This window comes from Propionicimonas sp. T2.31MG-18 (assembly GCF_964266745.1).
GTDB lineage: Bacteria > Actinomycetota > Actinomycetes > Propionibacteriales > Propionibacteriaceae > Propionicimonas.
In genome coordinates this window covers 1-20,096 of record NZ_CAXWGX010000023.1, presented here as the reverse complement: position 1 = coordinate 20,096, position 20,096 = coordinate 1, and the positions used below count along the sequence as shown (strand labels likewise).

Sequence of the window (20,096 nt, the reverse complement as noted above, 5' to 3'; positions counted from 1 at the left end):
GTGGCAGGAGTGGCCCAGTCCGATCGATCCATCCACCCAGATTGGTGGGGTGATCCCTCAACCTTGAGAGACTTCGGCGGTCGGAGCCGCCTGGCGTCCCCGGTGGGGAGTGGCAGCTGCCTGGCTCATCGGCTCAGCATCATCGCTTGCCGTGATGGCCTCCCTTGTCGCGGTGGTCGCAACGCTTTGCAGTGCGGACTCGTGGCAAGACGTTCTTCTGGTCATCTTCGGGTCGCTCGCACTGGCTGGAGCCGTCGTTGCCTTCGCTCAGCTAAGCCGAAATCGATCACTAGTAGCCGCGACAAGGCGGTCGATCTGGACTTGACGCAGGTCTGGCTTGCAGAAGTTGGCCGCCGCGGCACTCGCGTCGGTGCCACGCATGGCCTTTGGGTCAGGACGAGGACCAGCAATCAACCGTCGTGCAAAGGACTCGATCGCCGAACACGTCCCGTCGTCGACAGGTTTCGTCGACCGGGTGTGCATGTCGATGGAACTGGTCGGAGTGAGATCCTCGCAGCTGTGGACTTCAGCGGGGCTGGATGGTGAGGAGTAGCACAGCGTTGCCGATGTAGGCGACCAGGATCAGGACGGCGTCCCAGGCGAGGACGAACCTCTTGCGGGGCTGGTGCTGGGTGAGGCCGATGATCGCGACGGCAGACATTGCGATGACCGTGACAACGGTGAAAATGTGGCTGGCCGAGGCATCGGCCAGAAGAAGGCCTTGGGTGTAGGCGAGGTCGTCGAAGGCCAGGATGAGGATGTTGAACAGGTTGGAGCCGAGGATGTTCCCGACGGCCAGGTCGATCGCCCCGATTCGGACGGCCTTGAGGCTGACTGCGAGTTCGGGAAGCGATGTCGACAGGGCGAGGAAGACAGTGCCCACGAACGACTCCTGGAGACCGGTCATCCGCACGACGGCTTCGGCCGTGGGTGGCAGCAGCACGGCAGCAACGACCACCACCACGGCGAAGAGGCTGTACCGGACGCCAAGCTGGCGGGGACTGAGTCTCAGGATGCCCGTGACCGGCTCAGGTTCGAGTTCCTCGTCGAGTGCCGGTTGGGTCGTGTCGCCACGCAGTCCGCGGGCGTGGCGGAACATGAGTCGTACTGAGGCCAGGTAGAGCACGAGGAAGATCAGGGAGGACGCGCCGATCCACGGGGTGATGGCGAGGGCGTCGCGCGTCAGGAGGCCGATCCCGACGGCACACAGCAGCACGATGCCCAGTGCGGCTGCCAGCACGTGGGAGTTGGAGGCGATCCCGAAGAGCCGGCGCCTGCGGGGCACGAACGCGTCCAGGCTGGCGAGGATGAGCAGGTTGATCGCGCAGCTGCCGAGCACGTCCCCGACGGCGAGATCCGGCGACCCGACCAACGCGACGGAACTGATCCCCACCAGGAGTTCAGGAAGCGAGGTAACCGAGGCCATCAGGATCAGACCCACCCAGGCGCCGCCCCAACCGCTCAGCTCGCCGATCCGCTCGCCGTAAAGGGATAGTCGCCCGCCGGCGAGAAAGATGACGGCACCACAAAGGAAGAAGCCGAGAACGGCGAGGGTATCGCTCATCGGGGTCTCCCGGATCGGACTCTCTTCGAACGTATCCCAAGCGGCAGGTCAGCGGACCGGTCCCTCCGAACTGGCATGTCGCGACGCCTGAGCCGGGGTTGAACAGTCCTCGATTTCCGACGCGTCGTCCAAAATCGGCGTAGCGTTGGAGGTGGCGCCCCGGCGCCCCGGTCGGGGCCCACAGCGAGACAACGACGCCTCGCCGGAACCGCAGGGGAGGTGTCATGTCATCCACTCTCCTGTCCCCGCTCCGGGTGGGGACGCTCGAACTGAAGAACCGAATGGCGGTGGCCCCGATGGTCACCTGTTACTGCGATGACGATGGAATGCCGACCGAGCAGTACATCGCCTATCACGAGGCTCGAGCTCGTGGCGGATTCGGCTTGATTATCACCGAGAACTACGCCGTCGACCCGATCGGACGCGGATTCTGGTGTGCCGGCCTCTGGAAGGACGAACAGGTCGCGCCCCACAGCGAGCTCGCTCGCCGAGTCCACGCCGCCGGCGCAACGATCTTCGTCCAGCTGTACCACTGCGGCCGCCAGACCTCCTCGGCCATCATCGGTGCCCAACCCGTCGCTCCGTCCGCACTCGCATGCCCGGTGATGGGCGAGCAACCGCACGAGCTGACGCCAGAAGAGATCACCACCATCGTCAGCCAGTTCGGCGACGCGGCACACCGCGCACAGCAGGCCGGCTTCGACGGCGTGGAAGTGCACGGTGCCCACGGCTACCTGATCGCCGAATTCATGTCGGCCTACTCCAACAAGCGCACCGACGCCTACGGCGGACCGCTCGTCAACCGGCTGAGGTTCCCGCTGCAGATCATCGCCGACATCCGGGCCAAATGCGGTCGCGACTTCGCCGTTTCCTTCCGCATCTCCGCCGACGAGTTCGTCACCGGCGGCCGCGAAATCGCCGAGACCAAGGCCATCTGCCGGCACCTCGAAGCCGCAGGGGTGAACCTGCTGCACATCAGCGCCGGCACCTACGAAAGCACACCCGCGATCATCCCGCCGCTCGGCACCCCGTACGGCTGGCTGGCCGGCTACGCCGCCGAGATCAAGCAGGTCGTGCACATTCCCGTCCAAGTGGTCGGCCGGATCAAGGACCCCGACATCGCCGAGGACATCCTCGCCGCGGGCCAGGCCGACCTCATCTCGTTCGGCCGGGCCGCACTCGCCGACCCGGACCTTCCCCGCAAGTACATCGAGGGCCACGCCAGCCGCATCCGGCAGTGCATCGGCTGCAACCAGGGCTGCATCGACATCCTGTTCGGCAACCAGCCGATCCGGTGCCTGGTCAACCCCACCTGCGGCTACGAGGCTGCGCAGGAGGTGCAACCCGCGGCGATCCGGAAGCGCGTGCTGGTGGTGGGCGGTGGCCCCGCCGGGCTGGAGGCCGCCCGGGGCGCCGCGCTGTGCGGTCACGACGTCGTCCTGCTCGAACGCGGCCACCAGCTGGGCGGCCATTTCCAGGTCGGTGCCATCCCTCCCGGCAAGGGCGAGCTGACCAGCTACATCACCTGGCTGGGCGAGGAACTCGGCCGCTTGGGAGTCCGCGTGGTGCTCAATTCGGCCGCCACTGCGGAGATTGTCGCAGCCGAGCACCCCGACGTCGTGGTCTACGCCGCCGGTGCCAGGCACCTGCGTCCACAACTGCCGGGCATCGAGACAACGGTCGAGGCGTGCGACGTCCTCACCGGCCACGCACCCGTCGGTCACCGGGTTGTGGTGGCCGGCGGCGGCATGATCGGCAGCGAGACCGCCCTGCACCTGGCCACCATCGGGCGCGAGGTCACGATCGTCGAGCAGCGCGAAGCGGTCGCCCTCGAAGAGGGCGGCGCGCGGCGCGAGCACCTGCTGAAGGAGTTCGATCGCCGCCACGTGCGCACCGTCGTCGGTGCCACCATCACCGGCTTCCTCGACGGCGGGATCCAGGTCGTTCAGGACGCGACCCAGCGCACCGTGGAGTGCGACACCGTCGTCCTGGCACTCGGCATGACACCTGACCGTGCCGTGCTCGATGCCATCGGGACGGTCGGCGACATCCGCGTGGTCGGGGATGCCGTCGAGGCGGCCGACGGCCTCAAGGCCAGCCGGGACGGCTTCGTCTGCGGGTTGTCCATCGGGCGCGAACCGCCTGGCGACCCCACGACCGGCGCCGACCCGCGCCTGGTCCCCGCCGGGGGCACCCGGTAGTAGCGGTAATCACACATCGTCGTTGGAGACACCATGTCAACCATCAAGTCACCACCGGTTGAGTCCAAAGGCACCCTTTCCCCAGAAGTGAGGGTGTCCCTGTACGAGATGATGGTCCTGTCACGGACCTTCGAGGAGGCCATCCTCCGCGAGTACCACGCGGACAAGGGCCCCGGTTTCGACATCGGCAAGGGGCTGGTTCCCGGCGAAATGCACCTCTCGGCCGGTCAGGAGCCGGTCGCGGCAGGCGTGTGCGCGCACCTCACCACGGCGGATGCCGTCACAGCCACCCACCGTCCGCACCATTTCGCGATCGCCCACCGTGTCGACCTGCGACGGATGACCGCCGAGATCTTCGGCCGCGTCGATGGCCTCGGCAGGGGGCGGGGTGGCCACATGCACCTCTTCGACCCTGACACGCACTTCTCCTGCTCGGGCATCATCGCTGAGGGATACCCGCCGGCGTTGGGCATGGCCTTCGCCTTTCAGCGGCAGGGCAAGGACGCGATCGCGGTCGCGGTCACCGGTGAGGGCGCGGCCAACCAGGGCGCCTTCCACGAATCGCTGAACCTGGCCGCGCTGTGGAAGCTGCCGGTCGTGTTCGTCGTCGAGGACAACGACTGGGGAATCTCGGTGCCACGGACGGTGTCCACGTCCGTCGGCAACAACGCCGACCGGGCAAGGGCCAACGGCATGCCCGGCGTCCGTGTCGAGGACAACGACGTCGAAGCCGTCTGGGAGGCGGCACGCACAGCCGTCCAGCGGGCCCGCGCCGGCGACGGTCCGAGCCTGATCGAAGTCCACACCCTGCGCATGTGGGGACACTTCGAGGGCGACGCCCAGGGCTACCGGCCCGAACTCGCCGAGGTCACCAGCCACGACCCGATCCCGGCCTACGAGAGCACGTTGCTCGCGTCCGGTGTTCTGGACGCGACCGCCATCGACCGCATCCGGGCCGCCGCCAGCGAGCGGGTCGAGGACGCTGTCGCCTTCGCCAAGGCCAGTCCCGTTCCGGATCCCGCCACCGCCCACGACTACGTCTTCAACGAAAGGTCGACGCGATGACAATCACAGAAGTGCGGTCAGAGCGACTGACCACCTCCAAGGCGATGGTCCAGGCCATCGACCTCGAGATGGAACGCGACGAGCGCGTCATCTACCTGGGTGAGGACGTCGGCATGTACGGCGGCATCTTCTCCTCCACCACGGGACTGCTCGACAAGTACGGCCCGTCCCGGGTGCTCGACACCCCGATCTCGGAGAGCGCCTTCATCGGGCTCGCGATCGGGGCAGCCACCGAGGGCATGCGACCCATCGCCGAACTGATGTTCTCCGACTTCATGGGTGTGTGCCTGGACCAGATCTACAACCACATGGCGAAGATCGGCTTCGAATCGGGCGGCAACGTGAAAGTGCCGATGGTGCTGACGATGGCCGTCGGCGGCGGCTACTCCGACGGCGCCCAGCATTCCCAGTGCCTGTGGGGCACCTTCGCCCATCTGCCCGGCATGAAGATAGTGGTGCCGAGCAATCCCTACGACGCCAAGGGGCTGATGACCGCGGCGATCCGCGATGACAACCCCGTCGTCTACATGTTCCACAAGGGCGTGATGGGCCTGCCGTGGATGGCGAAGAATCCCCGATCGATCGCCGACGTACCTGCCGAGGCCTATGAGGTGCCGATCGGCACGGCCAACCTCGCCAGGGAGGGGACGGACGTGACCGTCGTGACGATCTCCCTGTCCGTGCACCACTGCCTCGACGTCGCTGAAGCGCTCGCCCCGCAGGGCATCAGCGTCGAGGTTATCGACCTGCGGAGCCTCGTGCCCCTTGACCGGCACGCGATCCTGCAGTCGGTGGCAAAGACCGGACGACTGGTCGTCGTCGACGAGGACTACCTGTCCTTCGGGATGTCGGGTGAGGTGGCCGCAACCATCACAGACGCCGACCCGTCCCTGCTCAAGGCGCCTGTCGTCAGAGTGGGCAACCCGGACGTGCCGGTGCCCTACGCCCACGCCCTCGAGTACGCCATCCTCCCGCGTCCCGACCGGATCGAGGCCGCCATCCGGATGGTCGTCGGTGCATGACCGACGTCCTGTTTCCCACCCTGTCGCGGGAGCGGCCGGACGCCGAAGGGGTGGTGGCAACCTGGTTCGTGACTGACGGCCAGGTCGTCACCACCGGCCAGCTGCTCGCCGAGGTACAGGTCGACAAGGTCGCCCAGGAGGTCGCGGCCCCGATGTCCGGAGTCGTGCACATTCTGACGGCTGAAGGGGACGCGGCCGCCCAGGGTTCCGCTATCGCCCGGGTCGGCTGAGCGGCAGACGCCCCGACATCGAGGTGTCACAGAAGCGGCCGTTCGATCGCCGTGGATCGCGGAACGGCGGCCCGTAATGGAAGGGTTGACGGTTGGTACACATCGAAGATCGTCGAATCGTGGACGAGGAAGAGGCGCGCGCAGCCGCGGTGCCGCGGATCCTGGTCGGTGTCGACGGTTCACCAGATGGGGTGCGCGCCCTTCGCTACGCGATGAGGCAAGCCCAGTACAGCGGCGGCGACCTCTGGGTCGTGAATGTCGTCGACGACCGGGCCCCGGTGAGTGACCTCTGGGAGCTGGTTTCGACGCCGCAGACGCTTCGGCAGGCAGGTGAATCCAAAGTGTCCGATGCACTGAGGGTCCTCGCGGATGAGGGGTTCCCGACTGAGCGCACCCGTGCGGAGGTATTGGTCGGTTCACCGGGGGCCGTGCTGGGTGCTCTGAGTGGGGGCGCTGCTCTGATGGTCGTGGGGCGGCGTTCGATGAGCGGGTTGGAGCGGATGTTCGTCGGCTCGACCAGCCTGGCGGCCGCCATGCGCGCTGAGTGTCCGGTGATCGTGATTTCGGCGGCGTCCACGCCCCACCGGACGGGCGGGTTGCGAGCAGTTGCTGTGGCGGTGGGCAGTCGGTCGATTCCTGGGTCTGCGCTGGAATGGGGAATCCGGGAGGCAGAAGCTCGCAAGGCACACCTCCGCCTGGTCCACGTTGCACCCGAGACGGTCGGCGTGGAGGGGGGCGAGTTTGTCCGGGCCGCCGCGACTGATCTGGAGCACCAATTGGGCAACCTCCGCGAGGGGCACCCCGGAGTGTCGATGGAGGTTGAACTACTGCTCGGGGACCCTGTGGACGCGCTGGTCGAGGTGACCAAGTCCGTCGACTTGCTGATCCTAGGAGTTCGCCACCGCCGCGGTGTGGTGGGCGGCTCGATCCGCGGGGTCCTGGCTCATGCCCATTGTCCCGTTGGACTGATCAAGCAAGACCGGTCCTGACCCAGGTCTCACCCAGCCATCAACGGAGCCGATCGGCGCGATTTGGATTACGGGCCGCGGACAGGGCTCTGCTTGCGTAGTTTCCCTTGGCACCGGTGTGTCTCACACGTGCTGTTCGAGAAGGCCCGTGTCAACGTTGTAGAGGAAACCGCCGACCTGCGCGCGCGCCGTGATCAGCGGGTGGCTGCGCACCATTTCGGCGTCCATCTGAAGCCGATCCAGCTGGTTGGGGTCGGCGCCAATGTGGAAACCGGTCAGGTCGGCTCCGGTCGCCTTTGTGACGCGTTGGCGCATCCAAGCGTCGTCTCCGCCTGCCATGGCGCAGCGGGTGTGCTGAACGATCAGGATCCGGGTCACCCCCAACAGGTGCACGCCCAGGACCAGGCCGCGCAGGGCGTCTTCGGTAACGTGCCCGCCGGGGGTGCGCAGGATCTTGGCTTCGCCAAGGACCAGTCCGACCATCTCCAGTGGCTGCAGGCGGGAGTCCATGCAGGTGACGATGCCGACGCCGGCGTGAGCGATGCCGTCAAAGTTGGGGGGCGCTGAGATGGAGTAGCGGCGGTTGGCTGCGAGGAGGTCGGCGAAGCCACCAGCGTCCATGGCGACGAACCTAGTGCATTGACATACGTAATGCAATTCGTGAATAATAGGCCGCACGGGGGTTCTTCGCTACCGGGCGGAGGCAACGAAGGTCGGCGGATTGACGCCTTGAACCGGCCTGCTGCTCACGGACCGCGGAGAACCCCCGCCCAGGTTGGGGCTCGGAGGTGTCAGGTGGACGTCTGGGAGTGGGGTTGGCTAGCGGAGCTGGCCGGAGTTCTGGTCCTGGTCCTGTTCCCGCTCCTGGCCGTGGTCGCCCTGCTTTCGGGCCGACGGGGTCCTAGCGCTGGGAAGGGCAAGGCTGCGGATCCACCCATGATGGAGGAATCTGATGGACCTGAGGCCTTCTGCGTGGACGCTTGGGTTCCGGTCACTCCAGAAACCGCAGCGTCGCTGCGACGTCTCCTCGATGAGGGGAAGGACGCCACAGTGATGGTGGATCCCGGTCCTGGGGTGTGGACGCTCGATGCCGCACTGTTGGCGTGGCGACACCGGCGCGCACAGGAGGCGCTTGCGGATCGCACCGAGGAGTTGGCTTCCATTGCCGGGGAGGACACCGGTGCGGTGACCGTGTGGTCAGGCCAACCGCCCGTGGCTACCGCCCTTGACGCACTCAGGCCGGCGCACTGTCAGCCGGTCCGGCCATTTCCAGCCCGCCGCGATGGATGGGCTTGGACGGGCGGGGCAGCCGTGCCCGGTCGACAGGCCGCCTCGCCAGTGCCACGAATTCGCCGAGGCTGACTCCGGCTTCGAGTTCGTGTCGCAGGTGCGCGTGGTGGGCGATGTGATAGCGGTTGCGTCGTCCGTCCTTGTCCTTGAAGACGTAGCCCTGGTCGACGAGTTCGCGGACGATCTGCTGCACCGCCCGCTCCGTGATTCCGACCATGTCGGCGATGTCGCGCATCCGAGCGTCCGGATATGTGGACAGCGCGACGAGCACATGTCCATAGTTCGACAGGAACGTCCAGCCGCTCGTACTCATACGAAGGATGATACGTGAGTTAGACTTCCAAGAGTGGGAGGCGCTGTACACATGACTACCCAAATGTACGGATCTGTCCGGTGCCGGATGACGATGGCTGCGTCCAGGGCCATGCCAAGCCGCTTCTCGTCGGGGTTGAGTTCAGGAGGACTGCTGTGACTAGTCATGAGCCCCGCACCCACGCGGGACGCCGCGTGGATGGATTGCTGGACGCCGATATCGCGCTTCTCACAGCACTCCACAACCAGGTGCTGACCGAGGCGGGGCAGGGCCAGCTCGCCGCCCTGATGGCCGACCTGCGCAACGCCACGACGCGTGCGCTCTGCGATGGCGACCAGGATGCTCCCCGGCGCATCGTTGATGCCCTTGACGTCTCCGAGGCCGCTCGCCTGGCCCAGGCGCTCACCGTGCACTTCCACTTGACCAACCTCGCTGAGGAACGGCACCGGTCCCGCGGACAGAGCGGCGGGCGAAGCTCCGATGCTCCTGTCACCGACGATGTCTGGCCAGACGTCGCTGCGCTGGGGCCACAGGTGGCGTCCCGGCTCGACCGCTTGGTCGTCCATCCGGTGTTCACCGCGCACCCGACCGAGGCTCGACGCCGGGCCGTGGCTTCGGCATTGAACCGCATCGCCGTCCAGCTCGAGAGGTACGACGACGCCCGCAACGGTCCCCATGAGCAGGCCTTCGCTCGACGGCGAATGCTGGAGGAGATCAACATCCTCCACCGGACCTCACCATTGCGCAGCACCCCGCCCCAGCCGACCGACGAGGTCCGCACGCTCATGACGGTCTTCGACCAGACCCTGTTCAGGGCCGTGCCGCGCCTGTACAGAGCCGTCGAGCGTGCCCTGGGCGGGGGTGAGCCCGGCTGGCAGGCGCCAGTCGTTCCCGCCTTCGCAAGGTTCGGGACCTGGGTCGGCGGTGACCGTGACGGCAACCCGTTCGTCACCGCCGAGGTCACCCGGCAGACCATGGCCATCCATGCCGACCACGTGCTGCGCGCCCTGGCCGAAGGCACCGAGCGGGTGGCCCGAACCCTCACCATGAGCGATGAGAACACCCCTGCGTCGCCGGCGTTGCGCAACTCCCTCGCCGTGGACGCCGTCACAGCACCACAGGTCTTCGCGGAGATCGCCGCGTCCTCACCGGGTGAATCACATCGGCACAAGCTCCTGTTCGTTGCCGCCCGCCTCGTCGCGACCCGCCGGGCCAGCCTCGATCTGGCCTACCGCGACCCGGGCGAACTACTTGCCGACCTGAGACTGGTTCAGACTTCGCTGCGACTGGCCGGGGACGTCCGCGGCGCACACGGCGAGTTGCAGCACCTGATCTGGCAGGCCGAGACGTTCGGCTTCCATCTGGCGGAGATCGAGGTCCGCCAGCACAGCGCGGTCCACGCCGCCGCGATCGAGGAGTTGCTCTCCCAACTCGATGGTGCTGTCACGGACGGCAGCCGACTGACCCTGCTCGACGACCTGGCCGTCCACGGCTGGCCTGACCACGTCCGGCCGATCACGGAATCCACCCGCGAGGTGCTCGATACCCTGCGGGTGATGGCCCTGATGCAGGAACGCTGGGGCCGGCGCTGCTGCGGGCGCTATGTGGTCAGCTTCACCCAGCATGCCGAGCATCTGGTGACGGTGCGGGCCCTGGCCCGGCTGGCGGTGGGCGACCGGCCGCTGCGGCTTGACGTTGTCCCTCTGTTCGAAACCGGTCGCGACCTCAACGGTGCGACCGCCGTACTCGAGGAATGGCTGCAGCTGGAGAGCACCCAGAGCTGGCTGGGTCAGCGCGACCGAAACGTCGAAGTGATGGTCGGCTATTCCGACAGCGCCAAGGATGTCGGACCGGCCAGCGCGACCCTCACCTTGTACGACACCCAGACCGATCTGGTTGCCTGGGCCAAGCGACACGAAGTTCGACTGACCATCTTCCACGGGCGCGGCGGATCCCTCGGCCGTGGCGGGGGTCCGGTGCACCGGGCGATCCTGGCGCAACCTCCCGGGTCGGTCGCCGACCGGTTCAAGGTCACCGAACAAGGCGAAGTCATCTTCGCCCGCTACGCAGACGTCGCCCTCGCCCAGGCCCACCTCGAGCGGCTCACCTCCGCAGTACTCCTCGCCGACACCGATCCGGTGAACTCGGCCAACCCCTCAGCCCTGCGGTACGCCGACGTCGCCGCGCAGGTGGAGAAGACCTCCCGACAGACCTACCTCGACCTGGTGCACACGCCAGGCTTCGCAGACGTCGTGGCCGAGTCCAGCCCCCTGGAAGAACTCGGACAACTACGCCTGGGTTCGAGGCCCGCGCGTCGGAGCGGAGCTACCGAGGGCCGCGACCTGTCCGACTTCCGGGCCATCCCGTGGGTGTTCGCCTGGGCCCAGATTCGCGCCAATGTCCCCGGCTGGTACGGCCTGGGATCCGGTCTGGACGCGGTCGGGGACATGGACCTGCTCCGCGCCGCCTACCGGGAGTGGCCACTGTTCGCAAGCCTCATCGACATCGCCGAGATGAGCCTGGCCAAGGCCAACCGCCAGCTGGCCGAGTCATTCCTTGCCCTCGGCGGACGCCCCGACATCACCGCAGCCGTCCTGGCCGAGTTCGACCTCACCCGCCGCACCGTGCTGGCCACCCTCGATCAGGACGAACTCCTCCAGCACAAGCCGCAGCTGCGCACAAGGATCGCCCTGCGGTCCCCCGACATCGACGCGCTCAGCCACCTTCAGCTCCGTGCCCTGCGCCTGTTGCGCGACAGGGGTGCCGAAACCGAGACTGGGTCCGACCCGCACACCAAGGAACAATGGGGAAGAGTCCTGCTGCTCACGGTCAATGGGGCCGCTGCCGGTCTGCAGAACACCGGCTAGGCCCGTCCGGAAACCCCATCAGGGGCAACCCGGCAACGTGGCTACGGGGGGTCGAGCGGGTCGGGCGGCGCGAGCGAAGACCCCCGAGCCCGGACCACAGCCTTTCCGGGGCTCAGCCGGGGTAGCGATGCTCGACCGCCTCGCGGAGCCGGCGCCGAGCAGTCTCGACACTCTCTTGCCAGGCAGTGGTGAGCTCTGTCTCGACCTGTTCGACGTCGGAGGCGAGGCGGTCGTCGCGGAACACGCCACGGATCCAGCGGGAGAAGTCGTGGGCCCCGGCGTGGTGCATGATGACGTCGGGCTCACATCCGGCGAGTTCATCGTAGAAGTCGCGCATGCTGGCTGCCTCGTGTCCGGAGGTTGACTCGCCGCTGCGCCGGAACACGAACCGCCGGTGGACTGGCAAGTCCACCGTCGCGTACTTGTGCCAGTGCCGCTCGTGGGCGGTACGCCGGGGTCCGACTGTGAAGGGGCGCAGGACGCCCGGCTCACTCGCGCGCAACAACAGGCCAGCCCCGACGGGCAGGGCCGAGAACGCGGCGAGGACATCGTCGACCGCGAGCCGGCTGAACGCCGTCGTGACGACGACTACCGGGTCCTCGGCATCGAGAGTCGTCGGCTGCAGCGACACAAGGATGTCGATGCTGTTCCGCGCCTCGGCACAGAGCTCGGTGGGGTGGTAGGTGATCATGCAGTGACCCTTGCGGTCCGGAGCGAACAGGTTCCGGGTCTCCGTCGCAGGACCGAGCGATTCGTGGGCCTCGTCGACCAGCACCCAGTGGGGCAAGCCGCGGTCCCGGCGCAGGTCGGCGAGCCGCGGTGGTGCCTGGGTGTACCAGTTCCGCCTCTCGTCGCCGGTGAGCTGGGACAGGTCGGCGACGATGCTCGTGCCATGGTGGCTCAACAGGTTGCGCAAGAGCCCCGTCGTGGGGACGGGCGCGTGCCCTCCCAGATGAACGACGTCGGGCAGGTCGGCAAGATTGGAGTGGTCGCCTTCGACGTCGATCACGACAACGGCGTAGGCGAGCCGGATGAGCTGTTCGGCGATGAGCCCGGCCAGGTAGGACTTCCCGGACTGGGTGCCCCCCGTCACAAGGACGTTGACCTGGGAGGCCGGAATGGTGGCGGGCGTGGCGTCGAAGTAGGTGCCGAGTGAGATCTGCCAACGGTCGGGGTGCACAGCTGAGCGGCCCCGCAGGAGGTCACCGTGGAGGACCTCGATCACCCCTCTGCCGTCCGGGGCGTTGGTGACGATGTCCGCGCGACGCTTGAGCGAGTCGACCGCATTGGCGACGGCGACGCCGATCTCGCAGTGCGCGAGCATGGTGTGGTCGTTCTCGGCGTCGCCAATCGCGATCGCGGAGTGTGAGGACAGGCCGAGGCTGTTGAGCGCGGCATCCAGACCGGATCCCTTGGTGACTCCAGCCGGGACGATCATCAGGGCACCCCGGTTGCGCGTCAGTTGGCAGTCGGCTCCCAGACGACGGACCTCCTCCAGGACCAGGTGGTCATGGGCTGCCGAGCAGCCAAGGAGTACCTGCCCGCGGTCGACCGCGACCCCGCGTCTGGCGAGCGCGTCGGCCAACGCAGGGTCGACCGGTTGGGCCAGTACCTGTGACCCCGCGGGCGTGTGAAGCACGGCGCCGTTCTCGGCGACGATTGCGTCGAACCAGTCGTCTACGTCGGCGAAGCCCGACCGCAAGTGCGCCATGGTGCGCCCGGTGACGAGCACAAGCCGATGCCCGCGGCCGCGCGCCTCGGCCAGAGCAGCGAGCACGGCTGAGGAGGGCCTTTCACCGGTGGTCAGAGTGCCGTCGAAATCAAGCGCCACAGCGCGGAAGTAGTCAGGCATGGCTCCCCCGAAAGGTGAGCGGAGCCCGGGTCAGCGCCTTGACCACCTCGATCACAGTGAACAGGCCTACGCCTGCCGCCGCTGCCACCAACAAGTCCGCGGGCGCGAGAGGCTGCACCTGCAGGAAGTCGCCCAGCGGGGTGTACAGCGCTGCCAGTTGGAGGGAGAGGACCACGCCGGCGATGGTGAGGAGGAGGGGGTTGGTCCAAAGCCCCACCTTCCACAGGGAGTCGCGGAAGGAGCGGATGGCAAACGCCTGACCGACCTGGAGGAACGCGAGGGTGGTGAACAGCATCGATTGCCATGCGGGGTTGCCCGCCTCGTGGTAGCCGATCGCCACGGCGAGGGCGATGGCGCCGATCAGGAATCCGATCCAGGCGGTGTGAAGGCCGAGCCCACCGGCCCACAGGCTGCCGCCGGGAACGTGTGGGGGGCGTCGCATGACGTCGGGCTCGGCAGGTTCCTTGCCCATCGCAAGTCCCAGCAAGCCGTCCGTCATCAGGTTCAGCCACAGCAGTTGCAGGGGTAGCAGCGCGACTGCGGCCGTGGTGTCGAGGTCCGTGAACAGGTATGGGATCGGCCAGCCCACCATGACCAGGATCTTCCCGAGGTTCCCGGCGACCGCGAAGGACACGAAACGGCGCAGATTGTCGTAGATCACGCGGCCCTCCTCGACCGCGCTGATGATGGTGGCGAAGTTGTCATCGCGGAGCACCATGTCTGATGCCTCTTTGGAGACGTCGGTGCCTGTGATGCCCATCGCCACGCCGATGTCTGACTTCTTCAGCGCTGGGGCGTCGTTGACCCCGTCGCCCGTCATCGCAACGATCTGGCCGTCGCGCTGGAGGGCGTCGACGAGCCGGAGCTTGTGCTCGGGTGCCACGCGAGCGAAGACGCTGACGGTGCGGGCCGCGTGATCGAACTCCTCCCCCGCAAGCCGGTCGAGTTCCACGCCGGTGAGGACTACGCCGTCGCGGCCGATGCCGATCTGTTGGGCGATGGCACGAGCTGTCAGGGGGTGGTCGCCGGTGATCATCACCGGCCTGATCCCCGCTGTCTCGCACTTTGTGACGGCCTCGGCCACTTCCGGCCGGGGCGGGTCGATGATGCCCACCAGGCCAAGCAGGGTCAGTCCGTCCTCCAGGTCGGCGTCCGCGCCGATTTCGATCGTCCGGAAGGCCAGGCACAGCACGCGGTGCCCCGCAGAGGCGAGTGTCGCGTTGGTCGACTCGACCCAAGCCCGTCCGGTGTCGTCGAACGGGTGAGGATTGCCGGTCAACCAGACCGAGGAGAGGTGCGTCAGCATTCCGTCGACGGCGCCCTTGACGAAGACGAGGTCGCCGTCGACGTCAGCGAAGACCGTAACGTCATCACGCCGGTGGCGGGTGCTCATCCGCTTGCGTTCGGAGTCGAAGGGGAGCTCTGCGATGCGTGGCAGAGCCGACCCCAGTCCCGCGACATCGAGTCCTGCGACAGACGCCGCCTCGAGGAGGCAGGTTTCGGTCGGGTCTCCGATCAGCTTGGTCTCACCATCGACGCAACGGACTTCGGAGTCGTTGCACAGCACACCAGCAACCAGCGCCATGCTCGCCGTCGGGGAGGGGATGCCATGGCCCGGCACCCATTCGGGCTCTCCCGGGATCGCGAGGCGAGCGACTGACATCCGGTTCTGCGTCAGGGTCCCCGTCTTGTCCGAGCAGATCACCGTTACCGATCCCAGGGTCTCCACGGCCGGTAGCTTCCGAATCAACGCCTCCCGGCGCAGCATCCGCTGCGCCCCCACCGCCAAGGTAAACGTCACGACAGCCGGCAAGCCTTCCGGGATGACCGCGACCGCCACCGAAATGGCTGTGAGCACCAGATCGCTCCAGGTCTCCCCGGCCAACGCTCCCAGCCCCGCAACCACCCCGGCGGTGACCAGCCCCACGACGGCGAGTTGCTTGCCGACGCTGTCCAGCCGTTGTTGTAGCGGAGTGCGTTCCGTCCTCACGCCTTGTAGCAGGTCGGCAATCTTCCCGAGTTCCGTGGCCATGCCGGTGGCCACCACCACCCCCACGCCCCGCCCGTGCGCCACCTGCGTGCCCGAGTAAGCGACGTTGAGCCGATCACCCAACGGGGAGTCAACCTGCGTCACGGGGTCGCTGGTCTTCTCCACGGCCTCGGACTCCCCGGTGAGCGCGGCCTCCTGGATCTTCAGAGCTACCGTCTCGAGCAGGCGCAGATCCGCGGGAACCACCGCGCCTGCAGCCAGCTGGATGATGTCTCCCGGCACCAGATTCGTCGCCGCCAACTGGCCGACTTGACCACCGCGCACCGCCCGCACGAACGGGACCGTCATCTGGCGCAACGCCGCGATCGCCCGTTCGGCCCGATACTCCTGCAGAAATCCCAACAGCGCGAAGAGAAGCACGATAAGGCCAATGGCACCCGCCTCTAGGAATTTCCCCAACAACAGTGAGAACCCTGCGGCTGCCAGCAGGATCACCACCATCACCGCGGTCAGCTGCTCCCACAGAATCTTCCACGGGGACTTGGTCCCACGATCGATCAGGGCATTGGGGCCAAGCCGGTCAAGGCGGACCCGCGCTTCCTCGTCAGTGAGACCGCGCGGGGAGGTCCCCAGCTCCTCCAGGGCCTCCGTGGCAGATAGCACGTGCCACGGTCGCGGCCGTGCTGGCTCGTTCAGGACAAGTGGCACGAGTTCCATGACAATCCTTCAGCGACTCGTGAGCGAAGCACCACCGAGTCTCTTCCACCCTAGGGGCCGACGCGACGGGCAGGGGACAGGACGGACGAGAATGTCGTCCCGTAACACCCGCGCGGCGCACCCGCCCGGGTCGATCCCGGGGGTCACATCCGCCGATGTCCAAACGTCTCATCCCCTGCCACTTCGGCCTCAGCGGTGGCGTCCCGGGCCTCAGGTTCCGGCGCGGTGGGCGCGTGGTCCTGCGGTGTCGGCGCCGGATCGCGGGTGGCTCGCAGGCTCCACACGACGGCGACGGTGATGGTGGTGGCGATCACGGCGATCGAAAGCCAGATCGGGATCTTGTAGACGTCGAGCAGCAGCATCTTGACGCCCACGAAGACCAGCACAACGGCGAGCCCGGCCTTGAGGTAGATGAACCGGTGGATCAGGTCGGCAAGCAGGAAGTACATCGCCCGCAGACCGAGGATGGCGAAGGCGTTGCTGGTGAAGACCAGGAACGGTTCCTGGGTGACGGCGAAGATCGCGGGAATCGAGTCGACCGCAAAGATGATGTCGGTGACCTCGACCAGGACCAGCACCGTGAACAGCGGGGTCGCCACCCACTTGCCGGCCTGCTTCACCCAGAATCGCTGCCCGTGGTACTCCGCGGTGGACGGCACCCACTTCTTGACCAGGCGCAGCACCGGGTTGCGGGAAGGGTCGAGCTGTTCGTTGCGGTGGGTGAACATCTTCCAGCCCGTGAACACCAGGAACGCGCCGAACAGGTACAGGACCCAGGAGAAGTTCTCGATCAGCACCGCACCGCCGGCGATGAAGATCGCCCGGAACACCAACGCCCCGAGCACGCCGTAGAACAGCACCCTGTGCTGGTACTCCCGCGGGACCGAGAAGTAGGCAAACATCAACGCGAACACGAAGACGTTGTCGACCGCCAGTGACTTCTCGATCAGGTAACCGGCGAAGTACTCACCGCCGGCCTGGGCGCCGTAGGCCCACCACACCACCGCGCCGAACGCCAGGCCCAGCGAGACCCACACCCCCGACCAGATGGCGGCCTCACGAACCGACACCACGTGAGCGGTGCGATGGGCGAAAAGGTCGACCGCCAGCATCGCAAGAATCACGGCGAGAACTGCAGCCCACGCCCAGAGCGGAACATCCATGCCCCATACCTCCACCTGCCCGCACACGGCGAGCGGTTGGAGGTCTCCCCCACCACGCCAATCTGGCTGGGGTGGCCGACGCTCCGGGCCGAACAGGGCCGGCCGAACTGACGGAGACATCGCGAGCGGGGTACTCCCCTCGTGCGCTCCAGTATTCACGAACATGTCTTCGTACGTCAAGGGCGCCCATGGCATTCCTCTGGGGGGTCACGACCATCCTCGCTGTCGCTCCTCGCCTTTCATGCTGCTCGAATACTCATGGCCGGGACTTTACGCACGTAACGGTCTTCGCGTATTGTTGTTCGTACCCCAACGGAGGGGAGTATCCCGAAGAACGAGTCGGTCGCCGACACCACGGACCTAGCAATTAGGCCCGGTGACCGAGCCCAGCGAGAGCTGGGTGGGAGAGACTTCCGGTTCTGCCAGACCGGAAGGAGACATGCCATGGATCATCCACCTGCCGGACCCCCGATGGGAGCACCGCTCCCTCGCTCGGTAGCCGCGGGTTCGCGCTCGAAGTGGTCAGCTGCAGAAACGCGAGCCAGCTGAACGAGCTCCACACATAAACACCCACCGCAGACTTGAGGTGCACGAAGGCCCTCCCTTTGCCCTCCAGCCTCGCGGTCCCGCTTCACCATCGACAACACCAGGGACGTCATCATGGCTGACCTTCTGCTCGCCCTCGCCCTCGCCGCATGGCTCACGCTCTGGATCCTGCGCGACACCGGGCGCACCGACATCCGCCGAGGCGCCGGTCTTCGGTGGGCTCAGCGGCGCACCACCCCACCTTCTGGAGCCACCCACCGCGCACTCAAGGCTAAGGATCGGCAACCGCGGCGCGACGCGGCCGCCCCCACACCCGCCATCCGTCTGATGCCCTGCACCCCATAGGTACATTCCACGGGCGTGTTGATGGCGTCATTGTCCCGCGCGATCGCGGGCACAGGGTCCTGTCTGCCGGCTGGTCGCCCGCCACGTCGTCGCTTCCTCCTGTTCACCCGATCTGAGCAGCGACTAGGCGTGGCGGTGCCGGAGTGCCTGCTCGGCGAGCTGCGCGCCGGCCCCGGCGTACAACGACAGAGATGCGTCCACACCGATCCCGGCCCAGTCGGGCGCCTCGTCCTCATCGCGGGTGACGACCCCGATCGTCCCGGCGAACGGAGTGCGCTGCAGCAGCCGGATGGCCGCAGCGTTGGCCTCATGATTCGGCAGGGCGAACACGGCGATCTCCAGCCCGTGCCTGCCACGGATGCGTTCCCAGAACTCGAGGTCGGTCGCATCCCCCTCAATCACGTTCACACCACGCCCGCGCAGCTTCTCGACCACCTCCGGGTCGCTCTCGATCCCGACCACACGCAAACCGGGCTCGGCGACAAGACGCTCGAACGCTGCGATGCCCACCCTCCCCAGACCGAGAACCAGCACGTTGGCGTCACCAATCACAATGTGGCGATCCTCGGGCAGGAGCACCTGCTCGGCCCGGTTGGGAAACCGGTCGGCCAGCCACGAGGCGAACGACGCGTCGCGGCGTCCCACCGAAGCCCCGATGACGAAGCTCAGCGCCACGGCAAGCGAGACAGCCACTAACCAGTGCCGATCGATCAATCCGTGGCCAGCGCCCACCGCGACCACGATCATGCCGAACTCGGAGTAGTTGCTCAAGGCAACCGCTGCCAGGGCCGACGTGCGATTCCGGAGCCGTGCCCACCTCAACAGGACGATGAAGAGAATCCCCTTCACCGGCAGCAACAGCAGTAGCGCGAGCGCGAGCGCGATCTCCGCGGGACCCGGCACCCCAGCCAGACCGATCGCCAGGAAGAACCCAACCAGCAGGAAGTCCTTCAGGCGCAGCAACGATCGCGCAAGGGCTTCGGCGTGAGGATCGACAGCCAGGAGCACCCCGATGACCAGAGCGCCCAGATCACCCTTGAGCCCGACTGCCGTGAACGCCCAGTAGCCCGGACCCAGAGACATCAGCACCCCGAAGAGAATCTCCAGATCGGCTCGCGCGATCCGCGCCCAGACGAAGCGGGCAACGCGCACCACGGGAACCAGGAGGAACAGCGCCAACGCCCACGGAGAGGGCACCGTCCCTCCAACCACAGCCAGGAAGATGACCGCCGCCAGATCCTGAATCAGCAGGATGCCAATCGCCACCCGACCATAGAGCGAGTCCTCGTCCCCCCTGTCCTCAAGGAGCTTGACGACGAAGACGGTGCTGGAGAACGACAGCGCGAACGCCGCCACAGCGAAGGAACCCCACGACCCTGGGGCGGCAAAGGGAACACCGACCGCCGCCAGCCCGGCGATCACCAGCACCGTGACCACCCCGAAAGTGGCGAGGTGCGCCAGAGCGGGCGACCAGACATGACGCCGGAACAGCCTGCGAACGTCGAGCTTCAGCCCGATCGTGAACAGCATGAGAGCCAGACCGGCCTCAGCGACACCCTCAAGCTCGGGCACTTCAGGCACACCCGCGAATCCCAGGAGGAAGCCTGCCGCGAGAAAGCCAACCAGTGGGGGCAAACGCAACACCGCTGCGACCGCTCCCCCGGCGAGCGCGGCACCCAGGTAGACGAGCCACGTCTCCATTAGGCCAGCCTACGAAGACCCACCGGGATTGGTGAGGCGCGCCAAGAAATCAGACCGAAGGCGGCATGCCGCCCTGATCGTCACGACCGATCAACGTGCAGCCTTGGCTGAATCTCGGTTGCGATGACGCGCCCATGAGTATGTCAACTCGACTTGGCCCCACCAGGACGGCTTGAGTTGGCCCCACCTGCTCGGGTGTGGGCGAGGCGGTAGCTGGTCGTGCCGGTTTCGATGATGGTGGCGTCGTAGGTCAGGCGGTCGA

General features: G+C 67.0%; 13 protein-coding genes. 6 read left to right on the top strand and 7 right to left on the bottom strand.

All coding sequences use genetic code 11. From position 1 onward, the window contains the following. Positions 1-526 precede the first annotated feature (526 nt). Positions 527-1,564, bottom strand: coding sequence for a sodium:calcium antiporter (locus tag ACFQQJ_RS08150; RefSeq protein WP_377105558.1), 1,038 nt, complete (start codon positions 1,562-1,564; stop codon positions 527-529). A gap of 224 nt (positions 1,565-1,788) precedes the next feature. Here ACFQQJ_RS08150 and ACFQQJ_RS08145 point away from each other — a divergent pair, with 224 nt between their 5' ends. From ACFQQJ_RS08145 to ACFQQJ_RS08125, 5 genes are all read left to right on the top strand, one after another. Then, a complete protein-coding gene (locus tag ACFQQJ_RS08145) occupies positions 1,789-3,765 on the top strand; it encodes an FAD-dependent oxidoreductase (RefSeq protein WP_377105556.1) in 1,977 nt (658 codons plus the stop codon). 93 nt (positions 3,766-3,858) lie between these two features. Next, positions 3,859-4,830 (top strand): thiamine pyrophosphate-dependent dehydrogenase E1 component subunit alpha, encoded by a 972-nt coding sequence (locus ACFQQJ_RS08140; protein ID WP_377105554.1) that lies wholly within the window; start codon positions 3,859-3,861, stop codon positions 4,828-4,830. Beyond that, positions 4,827-5,852, top strand: coding sequence for an alpha-ketoacid dehydrogenase subunit beta (locus ACFQQJ_RS08135; protein WP_377105552.1), 1,026 nt, complete (start codon positions 4,827-4,829; stop codon positions 5,850-5,852). The genes ACFQQJ_RS08140 and ACFQQJ_RS08135 overlap by 4 nt, the downstream gene beginning before the upstream one ends. Next, the gene (locus ACFQQJ_RS08130) at positions 5,849-6,082 is read left to right on the top strand and encodes a lipoyl domain-containing protein (protein ID WP_377105550.1); all 234 of its coding nucleotides are present in this window, start codon (positions 5,849-5,851) and stop codon (positions 6,080-6,082) included. Before ACFQQJ_RS08135 ends, ACFQQJ_RS08130 begins: the two co-directional genes overlap by 4 nt. A gap of 119 nt (positions 6,083-6,201) precedes the next feature. Continuing rightward, on the top strand, positions 6,202-7,071 hold the full coding sequence (locus ACFQQJ_RS08125) for a universal stress protein (RefSeq protein ID WP_377105548.1): 870 nt from the start codon (positions 6,202-6,204) through the stop codon (positions 7,069-7,071). Positions 7,072-7,173: 102 nt separating this feature from the next. Here ACFQQJ_RS08125 and ACFQQJ_RS08120 read toward each other — a convergent pair whose 3' ends face one another. Together ACFQQJ_RS08120 and ACFQQJ_RS08115 are read right to left on the bottom strand one after the other, a co-directional pair. Continuing rightward, positions 7,174-7,671, bottom strand: a complete 498-nt coding sequence (locus tag ACFQQJ_RS08120; protein WP_377105546.1) for a beta-class carbonic anhydrase — start codon at positions 7,669-7,671, stop codon at positions 7,174-7,176. Between the two features lie 613 nt (positions 7,672-8,284). After that, positions 8,285-8,653 (bottom strand): MarR family transcriptional regulator, encoded by a 369-nt coding sequence (locus tag ACFQQJ_RS08115; RefSeq protein ID WP_377105544.1) that lies wholly within the window; start codon positions 8,651-8,653, stop codon positions 8,285-8,287. 155 nt (positions 8,654-8,808) lie between these two features. Between ACFQQJ_RS08115 and ACFQQJ_RS08110 the strand changes: the two genes are divergently transcribed. Beyond that, entirely contained in the window at positions 8,809-11,520 is a 2,712-nt protein-coding gene (locus ACFQQJ_RS08110) for a phosphoenolpyruvate carboxylase (RefSeq protein ID WP_377105542.1), read from the top strand. Between the two features lie 112 nt (positions 11,521-11,632). On the opposite strand, the gene ACFQQJ_RS08105 is transcribed toward ACFQQJ_RS08110, so the two are convergent. The 4 genes from ACFQQJ_RS08105 to ACFQQJ_RS08090 all read right to left on the bottom strand — a co-directional run bounded on the left by ACFQQJ_RS08105 (position 11,633) and on the right by ACFQQJ_RS08090 (position 19,834). Next, the gene (locus ACFQQJ_RS08105; RefSeq protein WP_377105540.1) at positions 11,633-13,372 is read right to left on the bottom strand and encodes an HAD hydrolase family protein; all 1,740 of its coding nucleotides are present in this window, start codon (positions 13,370-13,372) and stop codon (positions 11,633-11,635) included. Beyond that, positions 13,365-16,079 (bottom strand): cation-translocating P-type ATPase, encoded by a 2,715-nt coding sequence (locus ACFQQJ_RS08100; protein WP_377105538.1) that lies wholly within the window; start codon positions 16,077-16,079, stop codon positions 13,365-13,367. Before ACFQQJ_RS08100 ends, ACFQQJ_RS08105 begins: the two co-directional genes overlap by 8 nt. Before the next feature lie 143 nt (positions 16,080-16,222). After that, on the bottom strand, positions 16,223-17,242 hold the full coding sequence (locus ACFQQJ_RS08095) for a TerC family protein (protein WP_377105536.1): 1,020 nt from the start codon (positions 17,240-17,242) through the stop codon (positions 16,223-16,225). A gap of 1,014 nt (positions 17,243-18,256) precedes the next feature. After that, on the bottom strand, positions 18,257-19,834 hold the full coding sequence (locus ACFQQJ_RS08090; protein ID WP_377105534.1) for a cation:proton antiporter: 1,578 nt from the start codon (positions 19,832-19,834) through the stop codon (positions 18,257-18,259). Between the last annotated feature and the right edge of the window lie 262 nt (positions 19,835-20,096).